The sequence below is a fragment of the Sporosarcina sp. resist genome, assembly GCF_014302295.1.
GTDB lineage: Bacteria > Bacillota > Bacilli > Bacillales_A > Planococcaceae > Sporosarcina > Sporosarcina psychrophila.
On record NZ_CP060287.1, the window covers coordinates 3,291,385 to 3,309,395 of the forward strand.

Annotated in this window: 20 protein-coding genes; all 20 read right to left on the reverse strand. The window is 38.1% G+C overall.

Annotation, left to right across the window (positions count from 1 at the left end; all coding sequences use genetic code 11):
- Positions 1–410: 410 nt before the first annotated feature.
- On the reverse strand, positions 411–2,126 hold the full coding sequence (locus H7992_RS16150) for an ABC transporter ATP-binding protein (protein ID WP_187045265.1): 1,716 nt from the start codon (positions 2,124–2,126) through the stop codon (positions 411–413).
- A gap of 125 nt (positions 2,127–2,251) precedes the next feature.
- Complete coding sequence (locus H7992_RS16155) at positions 2,252–3,238, reverse strand: ABC transporter substrate-binding protein (protein ID WP_187045266.1); 987 nt, start codon at positions 3,236–3,238, stop codon at positions 2,252–2,254.
- Between the two features lie 126 nt (positions 3,239–3,364).
- The gene (locus H7992_RS16160; RefSeq protein ID WP_187045267.1) at positions 3,365–4,348 is read right to left on the reverse strand and encodes an iron-hydroxamate ABC transporter substrate-binding protein; all 984 of its coding nucleotides are present in this window, start codon (positions 4,346–4,348) and stop codon (positions 3,365–3,367) included.
- 102 nt (positions 4,349–4,450) lie between these two features.
- On the reverse strand, positions 4,451–5,470 hold the full coding sequence (locus H7992_RS16165) for a FecCD family ABC transporter permease (RefSeq protein WP_370570007.1): 1,020 nt from the start codon (positions 5,468–5,470) through the stop codon (positions 4,451–4,453).
- 14 nt (positions 5,471–5,484) lie between these two features.
- A complete protein-coding gene (locus H7992_RS16170) occupies positions 5,485–6,540 on the reverse strand; it encodes a FecCD family ABC transporter permease (protein WP_187045269.1) in 1,056 nt (351 codons plus the stop codon).
- Between the two features lie 55 nt (positions 6,541–6,595).
- Positions 6,596–7,390: an ABC transporter ATP-binding protein gene (locus H7992_RS16175; protein ID WP_067210822.1), complete on the reverse strand. Its 795-nt coding sequence runs from the start codon at positions 7,388–7,390 to the stop codon at positions 6,596–6,598.
- Between the two features lie 878 nt (positions 7,391–8,268).
- A complete protein-coding gene (locus tag H7992_RS16180; RefSeq protein ID WP_067210825.1) occupies positions 8,269–8,493 on the reverse strand; it encodes a helix-turn-helix domain-containing protein in 225 nt (74 codons plus the stop codon).
- Positions 8,494–8,503: 10 nt separating this feature from the next.
- Positions 8,504–8,980 (reverse strand): DUF2975 domain-containing protein, encoded by a 477-nt coding sequence (locus tag H7992_RS16185; RefSeq protein ID WP_187045270.1) that lies wholly within the window; start codon positions 8,978–8,980, stop codon positions 8,504–8,506.
- A 1,302-nt stretch (positions 8,981–10,282) separates the two neighbouring features.
- Positions 10,283–10,501, reverse strand: a complete 219-nt coding sequence (locus H7992_RS16190) for a hypothetical protein (RefSeq protein WP_187045271.1) — start codon at positions 10,499–10,501, stop codon at positions 10,283–10,285.
- An 18-nt stretch (positions 10,502–10,519) separates the two neighbouring features.
- Positions 10,520–11,053: a hypothetical protein gene (locus H7992_RS16195; protein ID WP_255428462.1), complete on the reverse strand. Its 534-nt coding sequence runs from the start codon at positions 11,051–11,053 to the stop codon at positions 10,520–10,522.
- A 12-nt stretch (positions 11,054–11,065) separates the two neighbouring features.
- The gene (locus tag H7992_RS16200; protein ID WP_187045272.1) at positions 11,066–11,443 is read right to left on the reverse strand and encodes a hypothetical protein; all 378 of its coding nucleotides are present in this window, start codon (positions 11,441–11,443) and stop codon (positions 11,066–11,068) included.
- Positions 11,444–11,479: 36 nt separating this feature from the next.
- A complete protein-coding gene (locus H7992_RS16205) occupies positions 11,480–11,935 on the reverse strand; it encodes a hypothetical protein (protein ID WP_187045273.1) in 456 nt (151 codons plus the stop codon).
- A gap of 181 nt (positions 11,936–12,116) precedes the next feature.
- Positions 12,117–12,551 (reverse strand): SMI1/KNR4 family protein, encoded by a 435-nt coding sequence (locus tag H7992_RS16210; RefSeq protein ID WP_187045274.1) that lies wholly within the window; start codon positions 12,549–12,551, stop codon positions 12,117–12,119.
- Positions 12,552–12,562: 11 nt separating this feature from the next.
- Positions 12,563–13,921, reverse strand: coding sequence for a T7SS effector LXG polymorphic toxin (locus tag H7992_RS16215; protein ID WP_187045275.1), 1,359 nt, complete (start codon positions 13,919–13,921; stop codon positions 12,563–12,565).
- A 278-nt stretch (positions 13,922–14,199) separates the two neighbouring features.
- Positions 14,200–14,775: a suppressor of fused domain protein gene (locus tag H7992_RS16220; RefSeq protein ID WP_187045276.1), complete on the reverse strand. Its 576-nt coding sequence runs from the start codon at positions 14,773–14,775 to the stop codon at positions 14,200–14,202.
- Between the two features lie 29 nt (positions 14,776–14,804).
- On the reverse strand, positions 14,805–15,008 hold the full coding sequence (locus H7992_RS16225) for an HNH/ENDO VII family nuclease (RefSeq protein WP_187045277.1): 204 nt from the start codon (positions 15,006–15,008) through the stop codon (positions 14,805–14,807).
- A gap of 23 nt (positions 15,009–15,031) precedes the next feature.
- Positions 15,032–15,559: a hypothetical protein gene (locus H7992_RS16230; protein ID WP_187045278.1), complete on the reverse strand. Its 528-nt coding sequence runs from the start codon at positions 15,557–15,559 to the stop codon at positions 15,032–15,034.
- The gene (locus tag H7992_RS16235) at positions 15,534–16,187 is read right to left on the reverse strand and encodes a ribonuclease YeeF family protein (protein WP_255428463.1); all 654 of its coding nucleotides are present in this window, start codon (positions 16,185–16,187) and stop codon (positions 15,534–15,536) included. Before H7992_RS16235 ends, H7992_RS16230 begins: the two co-directional genes overlap by 26 nt.
- Positions 16,188–16,861: 674 nt before the next feature.
- Positions 16,862–17,299: an SMI1/KNR4 family protein gene (locus tag H7992_RS16240; RefSeq protein ID WP_187045280.1), complete on the reverse strand. Its 438-nt coding sequence runs from the start codon at positions 17,297–17,299 to the stop codon at positions 16,862–16,864.
- Positions 17,300–17,303: 4 nt separating this feature from the next.
- Positions 17,304–17,576 carry a hypothetical protein gene (locus tag H7992_RS16245; protein ID WP_187045281.1) on the reverse strand — a complete coding sequence of 91 codons (273 nt, stop codon included), beginning with the start codon at positions 17,574–17,576 and terminating at the stop codon, positions 17,304–17,306.
- Positions 17,577–18,011 lie beyond the last annotated feature (435 nt).

An 18,011-nucleotide genomic window follows, 5' to 3' on the forward strand; every position in this document is an offset into this window, starting at 1 on the left:
TAGGTGCTTCGTGTACAGTATAATTGGATCGCTTTTGGATTAAACGACCTCTATACGATTACCAAGATGTCTTGATGTGTAGGAATGCGAGTTCATCACATCCCTACACATTTTTTTGATAATCGTATGGTGTTTATTCATCCTTCGCGCTCCAAATGCATACGTACACAAAGTGCTAACGTTTTTCCGGACGAGAGAATAGCTGGGCTTCTAATCTGTGTAAAAGCCGCCAAAGATACAATTTTGGCGGCTGATGTCTTCTCCAGAGTCTTGTCTTTTTTATTTAAGAAAGAGTCTCTTTCTTATAGTCCATTGCATGATAAGATGCATACTCTTTTTTAAAAGTAAGTAAGGTACACACTGTAGAAAGTGCTAGAGTGTCATTTTCTTTCCATAGCTTGGGTTCTCTTTTACACACCAAATTGTGCTTCGTGTAGTCTATTATAAGCCCCTTTTAGATCGAGTAACTCTTGATGACTGCCTTGTTCTGTAATACCTTCCTCTGTCACAACAATTATCCGATCTGCATTTTTAATCGTTGCTAATCGATGTGCAATCACAAGTGTTGTACGCCCAATAGATAACTCAGTTAAGGCCTGTTGAATTGCGACCTCAGTTTCAGTATCAAGTGCTGATGTAGCTTCATCCAAAATGAGGATAGATGGATTTTTCAGGAACATTCGAGCTATAGATAGACGCTGTTTTTGTCCACCTGAAAGTTTAACACCACGCTCCCCTATCATCGTATCCATTCCTTCTGATTGAGAAAGAATAATATCTTCCAACTGAGCTCTTTTCGCCGCTTCCCATATCTCTTCTTCTGAAGCATCTAGATCGCCATATGCGATATTCTCTCGAATCGATCCGTCAAATAGAAATACATCTTGTTGAACAATTCCAATTTGGGCACGGAGAGAGGCAAGGGTCATTTTTCTAGTTTCAATTCCATCAATCAGTAAAGAACCTTCCTTTATATCGTAAAAACGAGGTAATAGACTACAAATCGTCGTTTTTCCAGCACCTGATGGTCCAACAAGGGCTACTGTTTCTCCAGCACGAATCGTTAAATTAATATGCTCCAACACATTATCTTTACCTTCATACCCAAACGATACGTCCTGGAACTTTATATTTCCTTCCAAATGTCCGACATCCATTGCATCCGGAGCATCTGCTACATCTGGCTCTGTATCTAGCATTTCAGTAAATCGCTTGAATCCAGCAATTCCTTTGGGATACATTTCAATAACACCATTGATTTGCTGAATCGGTCCTAAAAACACATTCGACAGTAGGATAAAGGCAAGGAACTCTCCGTACGTCATGTTTTTATTGATAACAAACCATGTTCCGCATAGTAGAACAAACAATGTGACAATTTTCATGAGAATATAGCTAATCGATGAATTCCAAGCCATAACACGATAAGCGATTAACTTTGAATCACGAAAACGAATGTTGTTTTTATTGAATTGAGCAATTTCATGATCTTCATTGGAAAATGCTTGAACAACGCGCATTCCACTCACATTATTTTCTACACGTGCATTAAAATCTGCAATATCCGTAAAGAAGCGGCTAAATGCTACAGACATTTTCTTACTGAAGTACAAAGAAAGACTAATAATAAGTGGAACAATAATAAAAGTGAGTACAGCTAATTCTGGGTTTATCGTGAACATAATTGCAAATGCACCAGTGAGTGTCATAAGTGCTATGAAGAAATCCTCCGGTCCATGATGCGCGATTTCACCAATATCCATTAAATCGTTTGTCATTCTAGAAACTAAATGACCTGTTTTATTATTATCAAAAAATCGGAACGATAACTTCTGTACATGCGTAAAGAGATCTTTTCGCATATCCGATTCTATATTAATGCCCAGCTTATGACCCCAGTAAGTGACAACATAATGGAGAGCTGCACTGATAATATAAATTCCAAGTAACGAGACACACCCCCATAGAATCCAGGTCCAGTTTGAGCTTGGTAATAAATCATCCACTACACGATGGACCGCTAGTGGAAAAGCTAACTCTAGTAATGCGGCAATGACTGCACAGGAAAAGTCCAAAATGAAAAGTTTTTTATATGGTTTATAATAAGAGAAAAAACGTTTTAGCAATAGGTATCACGTTCCTTACATTATTGTTTTTGTGTGGGGCCTTCATCAACTATTCACTTGGTGAAAATGTTAAGAGGCTAGGTCTGACATCAAGCCCCATACAGAACTAGCCTACCCTTTATGAATTATTTTTCGTTCTGTTTCTTAGCGACAAGCATATCCGCTACTTCTTCCGCTTGTGCTAACACAGCAATCGGATCATATGGCCAAAACCGTTTTCCATCAAGATAGAAAACATTATTCTTTTTGACTGCATCTACAGATTCCCAAACAGGATCCTCTTTATCTAACGTACCACCATGTGATTGATCGAAAAAGATATAATCACCAGCATAATCAGTCAGTACTTCAAAGGAAACTTGTTTGAATGTCTCCCCAGCATCTATTAACTCTGTTTTAATACGCTCCTGCGGAGTTAACTGAAGATGCTTGTAGATTGCTTGTCCGCCTCGATAAATGCCATCACCATAGATGTACGAGTCTTTACCGAATGCGCCGAAGATAGAAACTGTTTCTCCCGCTCCCATTACCGCCTTGACTTTATCTCTTTGTTGTTGAATTTTCTCATCAAAAGAAGTCAGCCATTCTTCTGCTTCTTTGCTTTTGCCTAGCATCTCCCCAATTGCTCTTACTTCCTCGTAAGCATCGCTATATGTTTCGTAGGGAATAATCACAGTAGGTGCCATTTTGGAAAACTTCTCAAATGTGTTTTTTTCAGAATCCGCACTAATAATCAAATCTGGATTTAAACCCAATATTGTTTCCACAGCACTCTCGCCGGTACTCTCAATACCAGTTATCAAATCCTGTATATGTACGTTCTCAAGATCTGTTTTTGTTGCACCAACAGGTTTTTCTCCAAGGATAAGTAGTGTAGGTAAATAGCTATCTACAACAATCCTTTTTGCGTTTGCCGGTATTTCAATATCGCCGTGAATTGTTTTAACAATTCTTGTTTCTGGTTGTTCACTTTCAGCCTTATCATTCTTTGCTTCTTCCGTACCTTTCTTAGTATCTGATGTTTGACTGCTCGAACTTCCACAAGCAGCAATCATTATAGTAAGTATAACGAGTAATAGACTAAAGATAAGTTGAGATTTATTCTTAAACATTGATATCCTCCTTATTGATAACGATTTTCATTCTCAATGACATATAAAAAAATATAGCCAACTACGTCAATTTTAACGTGTTATTGTTTAAAATTGGAGTTGATTATATTCTCTTCTATACGAGTTTTACTTGGTAAGTGATTCTACAACACCATCAATAATTTGAGTATTAGCAATCGGTCCTGAATATAACCAGCTAGTCTCAGCGGCATATTCATAAATATGTCCATTTTTCACGGCCGGTATATTTTTCCATACTGGATCCAGTAACATTTCTGCGCCATTTCCTTTATCACTATTAATCAAGAAGATATGATCTGCATCTAGTTCAGCTAATCGTTCTAAGGAAATCTCCGACCAATTTCCTGTAGCGGTGCTTGAAATTTCTTTGACCACATTTGGAGTTGAAAGACCAAGATCACCGTATAAGACAGCTCCACTGGATACATTTTCGCTAACTATAAAGAATGTATTATTAACGAGCCAAACAGCTGCAGCTGATTCAGAGCCAATCGAATCCTGTATAATCTTCTTTGAGTCCGTTGCTTTTTTCTCATATTCTTCTAATACCTGTTTTGCTTCATCCGTTTTCTCGAAAATCTCACCTACTTTTAATAATTTTTCGCGCCAATCACTGTTATTCTCTACTTCAAGCACATATGTAGGCGCAATTTTTGAATACTGCTCGTATTTCCCCCCCTCCACTGCTTCCGCAGAGCTCATAACGAGTAAATCCGGAGAAAAGCTTGTCACGACTTCAAATGGAAGGTCATATGGAATTGTCGGTACGTCTTTTAAATAGTCTTGTAAATAATTTTGAATCGATGCGCCGTCATTTACTGTCCACTGTGCAAGAGGCGTAATATCGAGTGCTACTAAATTATCTTCTAAATAAGAAGCAATAATACGCTCAGGTTTTGCAGGTATTGTCACTTCATGCCCCATTGCATCTGTTAGTATTCGTTCCGTTGAAAGCTCTTCAGCTGCCTGTTCTGTTTTGGTATCTTTGGTTTTGGCACCATTTTCACTAGTGTCGCCACACCCAACTAAAGTTAGTGATAGTGCTATAAAACTAGACATGATTACAGTTCTTTTTTTATTAGTTAACATCGATTCATTCTCCTACTATTCGTTTTTTTATCAAAGAAATAACAATTCTATAGAGTACAATAACTTCATAAGGATTTTTACACAGACGAAGGCTCAGATACATCAATCTTTCAAGCGTGACAATAGGTAAAGGAAGTATGGTGCCCCAATAACAGCGACGACAATTCCTGCTGGTATCTCTGATGGCTGTAGTATCCAACGACCAAGTGTATCCGCAACAAGGACTAACAACCCCCCGGTCAAAGCTGCAGCTGGTATTAAAAATTGATGTCTAGATCCGACTAGTTGACGTGCCAAATGAGGACCAATCAGCCCTACAAATCCGATACCACCACTAACTGACACGCTAGCTCCCGCTAATCCAACAGCTGCAGCAAGTAATATACGCCGCTCTTTTTCAATCGAGGCACCTAAGCCAGCTGCTGTTAAATCTCCTAAATTTAGTACGTTTAATACACGTGCTTTCGAAAATACAAATGGTATTAAAACGAGGATCCAGGGCAACAAGGACAGCACAAATTTCCAATTTGACCCCCAAATACTGCCCGCTAACCAAGTAGCAACAAATTGATAATTCTCTGGACTTAAGCGCAGTGTTAAAACAATCATGACCGAACTAATACCGGCCGCTACTGCCACACCCGTGAGCAGTAGCCGCATAGGTGAAATTCCCTCATGTCGTTTATAAGCTAACGAATAAATGATCACCGCTGTTATTCCTGCTCCTAAAAACGCTAAAACAGGAAGTAAAAAGACAGGTGTAGCTGTAGTTGATGGGAAAAATGATATAAATAGCATGACAGCTAGCCCAGCACCTGCGTTAATCCCCAATATGCCCGGATCCGCCAAAGCATTACGGGATATCCCTTGTAGCACACAGCCCGAAACTGCTAGTCCCATCCCTACCAATACTGCAATAACTATACGAGGTAATCGAAATTCAAATAGAATGAGGTGTTGCTTCTCCGTTCCAAACCCAAACAACGTTCGGATCACTTCAAGCGGTGTCAATTTAATAAAACCGGTATTCATGCTAATCATGAAAGCAACGACAATGAGCAATCCAAGAACACCGATAATCATCAGATTTTTAGTCTTTGCCCGATGTTGGTTCTTTGTCATATTAATCTTTTCTTTCATAGTTCTTTTCCTCCTTTTCGTGCAAGATACAGGAAGAACGGAACCCCAATTAAAGCAATCAATGCGCCAATTGGTGTTTCATATGGAGGATTAATCATTCGTGCTCCGAGATCCGCCAAAACTACTAAAAGACCACCCAGCACAATTGAACAAGGAATAATCCAACGATAATCATGACCAACTAGAAAACGAGTGAGATGAGGAACGATTAATCCAACAAAACCAACTGCCCCTACTACAGAAACAGCAGCTCCAGCTAGGATTAGCACAATAATCATCCCAACTAGTTTAATCGTCTTTGTTCGTTGTCCTAGTCCAATTGCTACTTCTTCTCCAAGGCTTAAGAGTGTGATTGAACGTGAAAGAATCAGTGCACCGATCATTGCAACGATAATCCATGGGGTCATGATTTGGAGATGAACCCATTTCGTTCCCGATACACCGCCAGCATACCAAAAGGCTAAATCTTGCCCAATACGGAAATAAAGGGCAACTCCTTCGCTAAGTGCTCCTAACAATGCGCTTACTGCAGCCCCAGCAAGGACAAGTCGCATTGAAGTCAAACCGCCTCGTGACATCGAGCCGACTCCATACACGATTCCAACACCTAGACCAGCACCTAAAAAGGAATACATGATTAAGTACATATATGGTAGGCCGGGCAAAAAAGCAAAACAGAGTGCCAGCATAAATGCAGCACCTGCATTTAAGCCCAAAAGACCGGAATCCGCTAGTGGATTCCGAGTCATCCCCTGCATAAGTGCACCAGCTACAGCAAAACACGATCCAACCATTGCAGCACCAAGAACGCGCGGCATGCGTATTTCTCGAATAATTTGATGCTGTGTTAGATCAGGATCAAAATGAAACACAGCCGTCCAAACAGTTGCTAACTTTATGTCTGCAGCTCCAAATGAAATGGATAGACCAATTGCAACAAGTAATGCAAACATACCTCCGAATAAAACAACAACAGCCACAATTGGATGTGAGTGTTTCTTAATTTCTGTTAGCTTTTCTATCTCGGCAGAAACCTCCGCTGAAGCAGACATACATTTTCCTCCCCAAAACGAACTTACAAGCGGCATACCTCATTGAGAAAAAGGTTTACCGTTCCTTCTGACACAATTGATACGATAGACAAATTGGATTTTCACTAAATGGACAAGTTGTTATCCTGGCGTCTATGTTAAATACAAGCTGTAAATTAGCGCAAGTCATCACCTCTTCTGGTGTCCCCTCTTTTACTAATGTGCCATCTTTCATGGCAATCAAATAATCAGAAAAACGGGATGCATGATTCAAATCGTGTAGAACCATGACGATTGTCCGGCCTTCCTCCTCATTAAGTCGCTGTAGGAGAAGTAGGATATCGAGTTGATGCGCTAAATCTAAATATGTAGTCGGTTCGTCGAGAATTAGAATTTCAGTGTCCTGCGCAAGCGCCATCGCAATCCACACGCGTTGCCTTTGTCCACCTGATAATGCTTCAACAGGGCGATCCTTAAACTCATTTAATCCGGTTACTTCAATCGCCCAGTAAATATACTCATAATCTTCCTTCTTTAATGAACCAAAGCCACTTTGGTGTGGGAAACGGCCATAGGAAACCAATTCAAATACAGTAAGTCCCCCTGGAGCGTTAGCTGACTGTGGCAAAATCGCCATCTTCTTGGCTACTTCTTTCGTTTCTAACTGATGGATTGCACGTCCATCAAGATAGACCGCACCGCTTTTCGTTTTCAATACGCGCGAAATCGCTTTCAATAAAGTAGATTTCCCACAGCCATTCGGACCAATGATCGTAGTTATCTTTTTTTCAGGAATAGACACACTTAATTCATCAATTATTAGTGTGCTTGAATAACCAATCGCAACTTGATCTACTGTAATAGCTGACATTTTCAGTACTTCCTTTCTATATGTAATCGTATCGATTGATTAAGGTTTCTTTCCTTCTTTTACTTTTCTAAGGATTAGTTATACGTTAAATTTAATTGATAACGATTATCACTCTCATTTATATATTAGATACTTTTTAGAAGATTGTCAACAGCTTACAGAAGTTAAAGTGAGATTAGTTTTTTTGTGCAGTATTTGATTGTAGTGGACCTTCAATAATCGCATCGTTACGGGAGGTGGAGGGCAACGTTGATTGTCTTAAATTTGGATTTTTTTTATAAATGAATACGGCGTATGCGCTTTACAAGGACTTTTGGGAGATCACTGAAAAAATCCCGATACTTAGAACTAATTAGAATTCCCGCCAATACCGCTTGGACGCTTTGTGGATGCCTCCCGCGATAAGCCAGAAAGAAGACCCCTTTCAGTCTTATCGCTCCGGCTACCACGAAGTCGCGCCTTCGCTGGATGGGTCTATGTGAGAAAGAGCATTTCATAATTTGTGATGAGCTCTGCAACCTGGAGTGCGTCTTTCTTGAATATAATTAATAACAACTAGTAATCACCTTATAATCTCAGCATGTACATCTCAAAATCACATTTCTCTCGATAATGAACACCCTAGCGAAGGCGCGGTAAAGACATCCCAAAGCGCAAAGCGTTCTACAATCCACACCCCGAATTACAACTCTCTCCTTATTGAGCGCCACAGCTTCAATGGGATTCTTTAATTCAACAAATATAGTATATTTTCTTTAATATAAATAAGGATAACCTTGCCGATATAGCAAGGTTATCCTTATTTAAATATATGCAATTACCATCAATTCGTCTATATGACGGTGACAGCGGGAGTCCTCCAGCGTCCAGAGGCTCTATCAATTAAGCATCGTGTCTTCATCACTTTTGTATTCTAAAACATCTCCAGGCTGACAGTCTAAAGCCTTACAAATCGCCTCTAAAGTCGATAGTCGAACCGCCTTTGCCTTTCCATTTTTCAATATAGAAAGATTAGCCATCGTAATTCCAACCCTCTCCGAAAGTTCCGTAACGCTCATTTTCCTTTTAGCCAGCATCACATCAATATTGATTATAATTGCCATCGTTATCACCTCAGACTATTAAGTCATTTTCCGATTTTATATCAATCGCTTCTTGTAAAAGTCTATGAAGAACAGCAGCGAATACTGCGATTACCATTGAAGCAAAGATAGGGACCATTCCAATTATTATGAGACCTGGGGCATCGTCTAGATCTGCTACGAGATAAACAAATGGCATAATTACAACATACAAACCACTGATTGACATTGCACAAAACTTGATTTTTTTCAGAGATTTGACAGACAGTTCAGAGAAAGATTGGTTCTTGTCAATATAGCTTAAAAGTTTAAATGCCTGATACAATGCAAAGAAAAACGGGATAACTGATACATACATGCCTATTAAAATGGGATATAGTATGTGGGCATAGTCTGGATCTACTGGATTATTAGTTAACCAAGGTAACCCGAATATGCACAAAGCAAGAACTGGGATTCCAATAAGAAATACAGCTATCTTTAAAAAGAGTGTTGAACCTTGTTTCATAAAAAAACACCTCACTTATTTATTATTAATTTTATTTTAGCACATATTTTATCGTTTAACAATAAACTATTATCATTTATTACCATATTTTTATCGTTGTATGAATATCCTTTTAATTTTAGACATAGATAAAAAGCATTTTTCATTACAAAGAAATGCTTTATAACTTAATGTATTCAATTTATAACTTGTTCAATCCAGTTGCCGCAAGAAACAAAAATGGATTTTACATTTTCTCTCGCTCATAAGTATCTTCCATATAGATCATTTTTAATTACTATATCTGTATATGCGCCTTTCTAATTTTCAACCATTACAAAATCGATATCCTGTAGTTTCAACTAACTTTTCTCGATACCAATCATTGGTTTGTTTAGATAACATGAAGCATGTGTAGCAATCCGCATATGTCTACTGTGTATATAACGTAAGCGTAAAATATAATCCACACTTATTTGGAAGTAGCTGATCAAAACATTAATATCTTCTGTATCTACATTGGCTAGTTGTTCAAACAGAATTGTGAGTTATGTAAAAAGGTCATGGAAAAATTGCATCTCCTCCTTGTCCTTTCAACGAGTCCTTCGACTGCGGTCTCGATTGCTTTCATTTCATTTTCCAAACGATTTAGCATGGTATTATTCCGCCGCAAGCCATCGTGGAAAGGGCCGGTTCTAATTACATTTACAATGAAATCATTTGAAGTTGGGTTTACTCGTAATCGGTGGATTACCCGTCCCCTTACCGCCAACGGTCCCCAAAGATTTTTTTTGGAGCTACTGCCTTCATGCCATGCTAACCGTTTAAAATCAACGACATTTTAGGTTATTGCGTTTATGATATCATTTTCGGTTTCAATGGCACATCCGTATTCACCAGAAACACTATAAGGATACACACAAAAAATCAGCCATTTGAACATATGGCTGATTATCGTACTAACTGTAGGAAAGTGCAATCTATGCTTTGAATTAATCCTGGTACGACAACCCAGTTTTTAACCAATAGTTTTATCCCTGAAAAGTCACACCATTTATTACAATTTGCGAGGCACGGAATGGGATATTTATGTTTATCATTTCAATATATGGCCCTAAAATGGCGTAGAATGACTCCCATTTACTATCAACTTATTCGTATTTACCATTCTGTTCTGAATAAAGGATACCTGTGTTAAAAAAATACCTGGTATTAACACAATTCGGAATTGTATCAGAACTAGGCGCCTTAATTTATCAAGCTTTTTTCTTAAAAGTAGTAATTCGTTTATTTTTTCATAAGTTGTTCAATAGGATTAAAAATTCACTTTTTCATTGATTCGATAATTTGTGAGGTACCACTGAATATGATATCACGCATAACCTCGCTATAATTAGAGTACTCAGTAATATTAGTCATAATTATATCTAGAGTTTGTTTGAATTTACCATCAATCATTATTGTAATACCCTCAACCTCTTGATCTGTTTCACCATTAATAAATTTCTCATTTAACAAATTTAGTTTATTGTCTTGTTCCAAAGGTATTTACCCCCTTTCCTAATTATCATTACTTTCCTCTTTCAGAAAATAGTTTTTGTTATTTATCATCCAGTACGTTTCTTCATCTGGAACCTTGTCTAAGAATTCTTTATACATTCCTGACCATCCTTCAGGAACATAGCTTTCAAAAGAAGCTGGTTCAGGAAAACAAGAGAGTAATATTTTATTATCAAAATCAACTAATAAGGCTGGCATAAACTCAAGGTAATTATTATTAACTCCTGTAATAGTCTCTTCCGAAATTAGTATTATATTTCTTAATTCACTTTTACTTACTTCAAATTCGCTTATCTCATTAAAAAAATCCTCAGCTGAGTTTTCATCTAACACAGCTATATTAAAACGATCTGAATAATCAATCTGATTGGTAGATTTATATCCCTTATTTAAAAATGCATTATCTAATTTAGTTAGGTCTAAAAACCAGTAATCTTTCTCAGTAACATACCATTTCCAACAACTTTTAAATAAGACGGCCACAATAATATTTTCACCGTACTCTATTTGTACTTTCAAAAAATCACCTTCCACAATTGAATTATCCTAATCATCAATATCTTTTATTATTCTACCATTCTTTCCATATTCCTCAATCCATTCAGACCATATAGGTGGAAATTCATATGAGTCACCTGGAGTAGACGGATCAACAGTTTTAGGTGCATTACCACCTTGATTTAATGGGTTTTTCTTATAACCTCTCTGTGGAATTGCAGTTTCTTTAACAAACTCATCAAGCCAATCAGGAATATCAAAAGCAACTATTTCTCCACCAGGGCGCTTTTCATTAAGGAAATATTTAGCGTGTTCAATATCTCCAGTACTTATATTAACATTAACGTCTTTCTGAATGCTGATACTTCCATCGTCTTTTTTGCTAATTCTCTTCATACTGGCCTTAGGAGTTGTTCTTCCTTGCACACGATAATACGTAATGTCTGTTCTAGTTCCCTGCCTTTAGCTTTCCCCGACTTTCAAAATATCACGCCCAGTACCCGCCAATTTCAGAGGCTTAAAAAACGTGAATAATGCTGCTTCCATCCTCTCGTTTGCACTTGCATCGGGACTCAGCATGGTACCAATATCTCCTAAGTAAAAGTCATATGTTGCCAGGCCATAAGGAGCGAATCCATCTATAGTTCCAGTACCATTTCCGCCTAAAACCTTACGCTTCCCCTCAAATGTCATCAAATATTCACCCGTATTAGGATCGATTGCGTAGTCATTCACGGGATTACCCACATGTTGTTCTTTTTCCATTGCGGCATAGAGTGCTTTCATTCTCTCGTCTTCAGACGTATTCGTCCCTACTAGATTGCCAAGTTCATTACCGGATCCTTGCCCGGCGTTTACACCGTCCGTTGTGTTAAATCCGTTTGAGTGTATTTTCCACCTGATTATCGTCCTTTTCATAAATTCTTTATTTATTGCTTATTCTTATCACCACAACCGTAACTTACCATTATACAAAAAACCTTGAAAGGCTATTGCCAATCAAGGAATGAGTATTATTATTGCCTTTTAATTCACGACTCAACTTATTATATTTATCTTTCAGTTACTGATAAAAACTATTTTCTTGGTTGCTAAAAAATTATTGTTCCTCATATAAACTGTCAAGAAATTCATTAAAATTGTTTGATAAAAAATACATATTTTCCATTTTATCATGTTCCTCATCATGAGCCCAATGAAATATTTGTCCAAAACACTCTTTACTTATTCCAATGCATATTTGATTTCCACTTGGGTCATCTGCTATTGGAATAAATCCTATTTCTAATATTTCATCAAAAATATCAAATTTCTTCTTTAAATTATCATACATACTACCAATTCCGTAAAAAATATTTAATATACTTTCTCCCAACTCATCAGATATTTTATAAATACCAGGATTGGGATATCCACCATTATATTCTAATAAAAAATCTCTATAATCTTTTGGTAAGTTTATATTTTGATTTTTCTCAAAAAACTCTAAGTTTCCGATAGATAGATTATCATGGGTTTTTTCAATATTTACCACGCTCTCACTCCTTATTCACTATTTTTACCATTAACTTTTGATTGTCCACCTATGTGTTTAAATTCATCATGAATATCTTTTTCTACAAGAATCATTGTTTCTCCATCTTGATGATGATGCCAAGTGTATCCTAAAGGAGGTCTCCTTATGTCGGAAATTGGAGGATCAGTATCTTTACTAAGTTTAGCTGCTTTATTTGCATTTTCAAAATCTTTTGGATTATTTTTAGGTGAATGAACTTCTATTTTTATCGACTCAACATTTGGATGCTTATAAGGTATAAAATCTGGATAGCCATCTGGATACCTTATTGATATACCAGTCTTATTAGTATATTTCCAAGTTCCGTCACTATCAACAGAGATATCCCCACCCTTTTTATACCACTTTTCAGGTATTGGTGAGTTCATCGGTTTATTCTTTAAAATCTCCTTGGTAAAGTCTTCTAAATCCAACTTACCTTTCCCCATCCCCTTATCAGTAGCCTTTTCAACTTTCTTAGGTCTTATCCACTTCACAATTGAAGACTTCCTAACAAGTCTAACACCCGCGTTACCCGCTTTTATCGCTGGCCCAAAAGGGGTAATCGAGGCCATGGACAGTCCCTTGGCCACATAGGAACTATCGGGATCCGTGATTGTTTTTAAGTCATCCAGGATTAAGAAGTTTGCTACTCCCAACCCGGCTTTATCAATGAGGCTCAGTTCTTTGGGGCCGTAATCCTTTGAAACACGAACGAGTCCTTGGTTCATCATGATGTATTCGCCTGTATGGGGATCGATTGGGTAGTCATTCACAGGATTAGCCACATGTTGTTCTTTTTCCATTGCGGCATAGAGTGCCTTCAATTGCTCATCTTCAGACGTATTCGCCCCTACTAGATTGCCAGGTTCATCACCGGATCCTTGTCCCCCATTTACGCCGTCCATCCCGGCTGTCCGTTGTGCTAAATCTGTCTGAAGTGTATTTTTCGCCGACAATGCTGCCCATTTATCCATCGAGAAGTCGATGGCCGTCCCACCGTCAGTGAACAATCCTTCGATATCAGAAATCCATGTTTCCATCGTCTTCAGGTCATTCTCTATCGCTATCAAAGCCCTCGTCTGGTTCGCATCAAATTCATACAAATCGGCAATCGTTCGATCCCGTTTCCTCCGCGCATCCCGAACCCCCTCCTGCACATCACTATCATTCAAATGTGGAAGGGCAACGATATCGGCGACCTGATTCATAATGTCGTTCGCTTCGTCGGTGAGACTGCTTGTCATTTGTGAAATTTCTGTAAGTCCGGCTTCAACTTCTCCTTCAAGGAATGTTTCACGGATGAACCCGTTCGCATTCGGTTCAAGTGCATCGAGTGCGTAATCCATTTATTGCAACTTTGCTTTTCTAATTGCATTTCACAAAAAGCCGCACACGGAATCGAAATTCTGTGTGCGGCTTGATTTTATTTATCCGCTAACAAGGCACCTAGTACTAACACAATTCGAAATTGTATCAGTTCCAGCATTTAAATTGTCACTTTATACAATTACATACGTCTGCCCACCGTCATAAGCTTTTGATTCAAAAATCAATTTGTTCAATCCCGAAACTGTTATACAAACCTTAAAAGGCAAAAGCCAATCAAGGTCAACAAACTAGAAAATCACAATATTGATTCTCGTTCTAGATCAAAAATATCTATTTTTCCCTTCCCAAATAATTCTTCTAATGAATCTGTTCCTTTATCTTGAGCAAATAAATACTCATTTCCAGATATTGGAACTGCGAGCAACCATGCAACTTTTTTGTTTGGAAAATCAATCGTCTTTAAGTCTTCCCACAAGAAAGGTGAAACAAATAGCATATGTTTCATCTCACTATTGGGATAATACATCTTTATTATATCTCGAAATACTTCACCATGGAAAACCGAAAATTTTGAATTTATAATACAAAAAGCACAAGTAGCCAATACATTAGAAAATTGTCCATACTCTGTTGCACTTGCTCCCACAATTTCTATTCGTAAAGGAGTTTCATCAACAGTAAATCCAATTGAATGGTTGGATAGTCCAATAGTCGAGTATGATGTTACACCATCAAAGGGTCTGTTTATCGTTGATAGCATATCAATGTTACTGACATTACTATCGTCCCAGAACTTCGAGACACTGGGTTTGCCACCTAAGGCATGTAAGGCTGACTTTGCAATTATTTTATTTTCATTAGAAATACTCATAGTAAACCTCCTTAAAACACTATTTAATCTTAATCTCCGAAATAATTGCCCGTCAAATCTTCACCTTTATGGCTTCTATTAGAAGAAGGTAGCTCAGGCCGATAGTGGTCTGGATTATTGTGTTCATCTAGAAACTCTTTTCTTGAAATTCCTCTTTCTTGTGCACTTTGTTGATGCTTTCTAAATTCGTATCCTGGTTTATGTCCCATTTCCCATGGTACTTCTTTATTCATTACTTTTACAGTACCTGGGTCTATTACTTTACCTTTAGCTTTGTCCCAAGCTTCATCCCTAACCCCTTTTCTATAACCAGACGGACAGCTATATGTCTTCTCAATCTTACCAGTACCCTTAGACTTATTTTCAACTGCAGAAGTCTTCTTAACGGAAAGATTCCCTTTATATTTGGATGGCTTAACTCCAGGGATGATAGCGAGCACCATTTTTCGAAGCCTTTACGGAAGATTGCATTCGGCTGGATATAATCCACAAATGCTAGCTTCGTACCTTCAAAATAGTTGTCGAGCTCACGAAAACCACCGTCATCGAATTCTTCTTCCACTTCTTTAACCACTTCGTATTGAATCGGCTTTCTTGTCCCAAGTTGGTATTCTTTTACAATCAAACCGTTTTCATAGATGTGGAATTTTAACAGATTGTAGCTTCCATAAGCTCCACGCTCGATTGTCTCGGTTCTTTTACTTTCAAGTGTCTGGAAGGCTCCTGCTTTGATTTCCGTGCCGATCAGATTATCCTGATTACTTTTCCCTAGGCCCCCCCGCAACCGCTGTGGCCTGTTGATCGATGGCTGTTTGCAATCCGCTGTTCAGTGTAATTGCCGCCCACTGTTTAGACTCAAAATGGACGCCGGTGAGTCCTTCTCTGAAGAGACTTTCGATATCTGCAAGCCATGTCTCCATGATGGAAAGGTCATTCTCTATCGCTATTAAAGCCCTCGTCTGGTTCGCATCAAATTCATACAAATCGGCAATCGTTTGATCCCGTTTTCTCCGCGCATCCCGCACCCCCTCCTGCACATCACTATCATTCAGATGTGGAAGGGCAACGATATCGGCGACCTGATTCATAATGTCGTTCGCTTCGTCGGTGAGACTGCTTGTCAGTTGTGAAATTTCTGTAAGTCCGGCTTCAACTTCTCCTTCAAGGAATGTTTCACGGATGAACCCGTTCGCATCCGGCTCCAATGCATCAAGTGCAGAATCCATTTGGGTGAGGACATTTACGTAAATGCTTTTGAATGTCATGAAAAACTGTAAGAACGGCAGCTGGCACTCCGCATAAAATGCACGGATTGCGTCACCACCTTGCCCTTTCAATGAGTCTTCCATCGCAACGAGTCCTTCGACTGCGGTCTCGATTGCTTTCATTTCATTTTCCAATCGATTTAGCATGGTATTATTCCGCCGCAAGCCATCGTGGAGAGGGCTGACATTTACTACTTTCATAGCGCCATCGGTATATATGAAAAAGGAATCTATCAAATACATAAATCTGTATCTTGTCTTTGATAGGTTCAAAGGCATTATTATTGTTGAATTTCTTATGAAGTTTAGTAATTTTATATGGAAATCTTTGTAGTTATATCCAGTTCATTTTTCATATTTACACTATCCTTGTAATTACATGGACTACCATCACCGGAAAAAATATGATTGTTATATAGTTTCACAATTGAATGAGTGACAGTTACCTGATGCTACTTAACCAGATTTCAGGTTAAGTTATGTCAACAAATTTATCTTTGATAGTTTGTTTCATTCTCTCTAGTTCCTCGTTAGTCGCCAGCTTTCTAAGTGTGTCTCCATATTCCTATTCACTTTTTTGTATTCTGGACAACAATTTTTACCACAAGACTAAAACCTCCTACTAGATTATTTGCCTGGAGGATAAATATCACCTTTAGCTAAATTCATAAGTCTGCTAACCTTTATAGGATTTAGATTAAAACATATAAGTATTTTAACCATAAAAACCTATGTAAATAAAAGACCTTGAAAGGTATTTAGCCAATCAAGGTTAACATTAAAATATTCTATTTTTTCTGATACCTCCCTACTTTTTAAGCCTACTCCTCAATTAAATCTATATAATATTCATTATCGTTGGAAAATTTCTTGAAAAAATCATCTAGCGACTCGGCTATCTGAATATCAAAATAAAATACCTGATTATTTACTTTTTGCAAATCTAATGATATATATACACCTTCGTTTACTTCAAAGAAAATAAGTTTATCTTCAGCATCATAAAGTTCATCGAGATCTGGGTCAAATTCAAAAATACCTTCTCTTAGTCTAAAATCCACTGCAGTCCCTGGTCCAAGTATCCTATTTATCGCATTTGTACTTTGACCTTTAATAAAACCATAACCAACTTCTAAATATAATTGTTTTAAATCATTTGGGAAACTGATACCCATCCTATGCTCAGCTTTTAAAATATCATCTTCAGGTACCTTATAGGTTTTATTTTCTAAATCATTTATAAGTTCGAATTCCGCCATATATTTACCTCCTTGGGAATAGTTTTCCTGATGGTGCTCCTTTTTCATGTCTGGGGTCGATTTCCGTACCTTCGAGATTGGCCTGATCACTGTTCTCTACTTCCACTACAAACGTAGAGGTTTGTTGATCGACGGCTGTTTTCAATCCACTTTTCAGTGTAATTGTCGCCCACTGTTTAGACACAAAATGGACGCAGGTGAGCCCTTCCTTGAAGAGTCTTCCGATATCTTCAAGCCATGTCTCCATGATGGAAAGGTCATTCTCTATCGTTATCAAAGCCCTCGTCTGGTTCGCATCAAAGTAAGCGCCAAATACTCCCCACCTTCTAACCTCTTTAGTGTTATGTGATAATCACATTAACATCAATGGTTAGGAGGTTTTTTCATGACAAGAGACGAACGGCGAGCCATGTGGCAGGTGCGGATTGACACATTTAAAGCGAGTGGTGAGTCCAGCGTCACGGCCTGGTGTGCTACAAATGATATCAGTGTCCAAAGTATATGCATGGCTTAAAAAAGAAGGGCATAAAACAGATACAGTAAGCACAGCTCATTTGATTAGGGGTTTCCGCTTTTTGAGCGAGTGTATCAAATGAAATCCACTCACAAGGGGATGTTGGCTGTGAAGTTCAATACCTTCTTTGCCGTCCGAATAAAGAGGTAAATATACTTTTCGACACGATTAAAGAAAATATCTTTAGGGTTGGGGAAG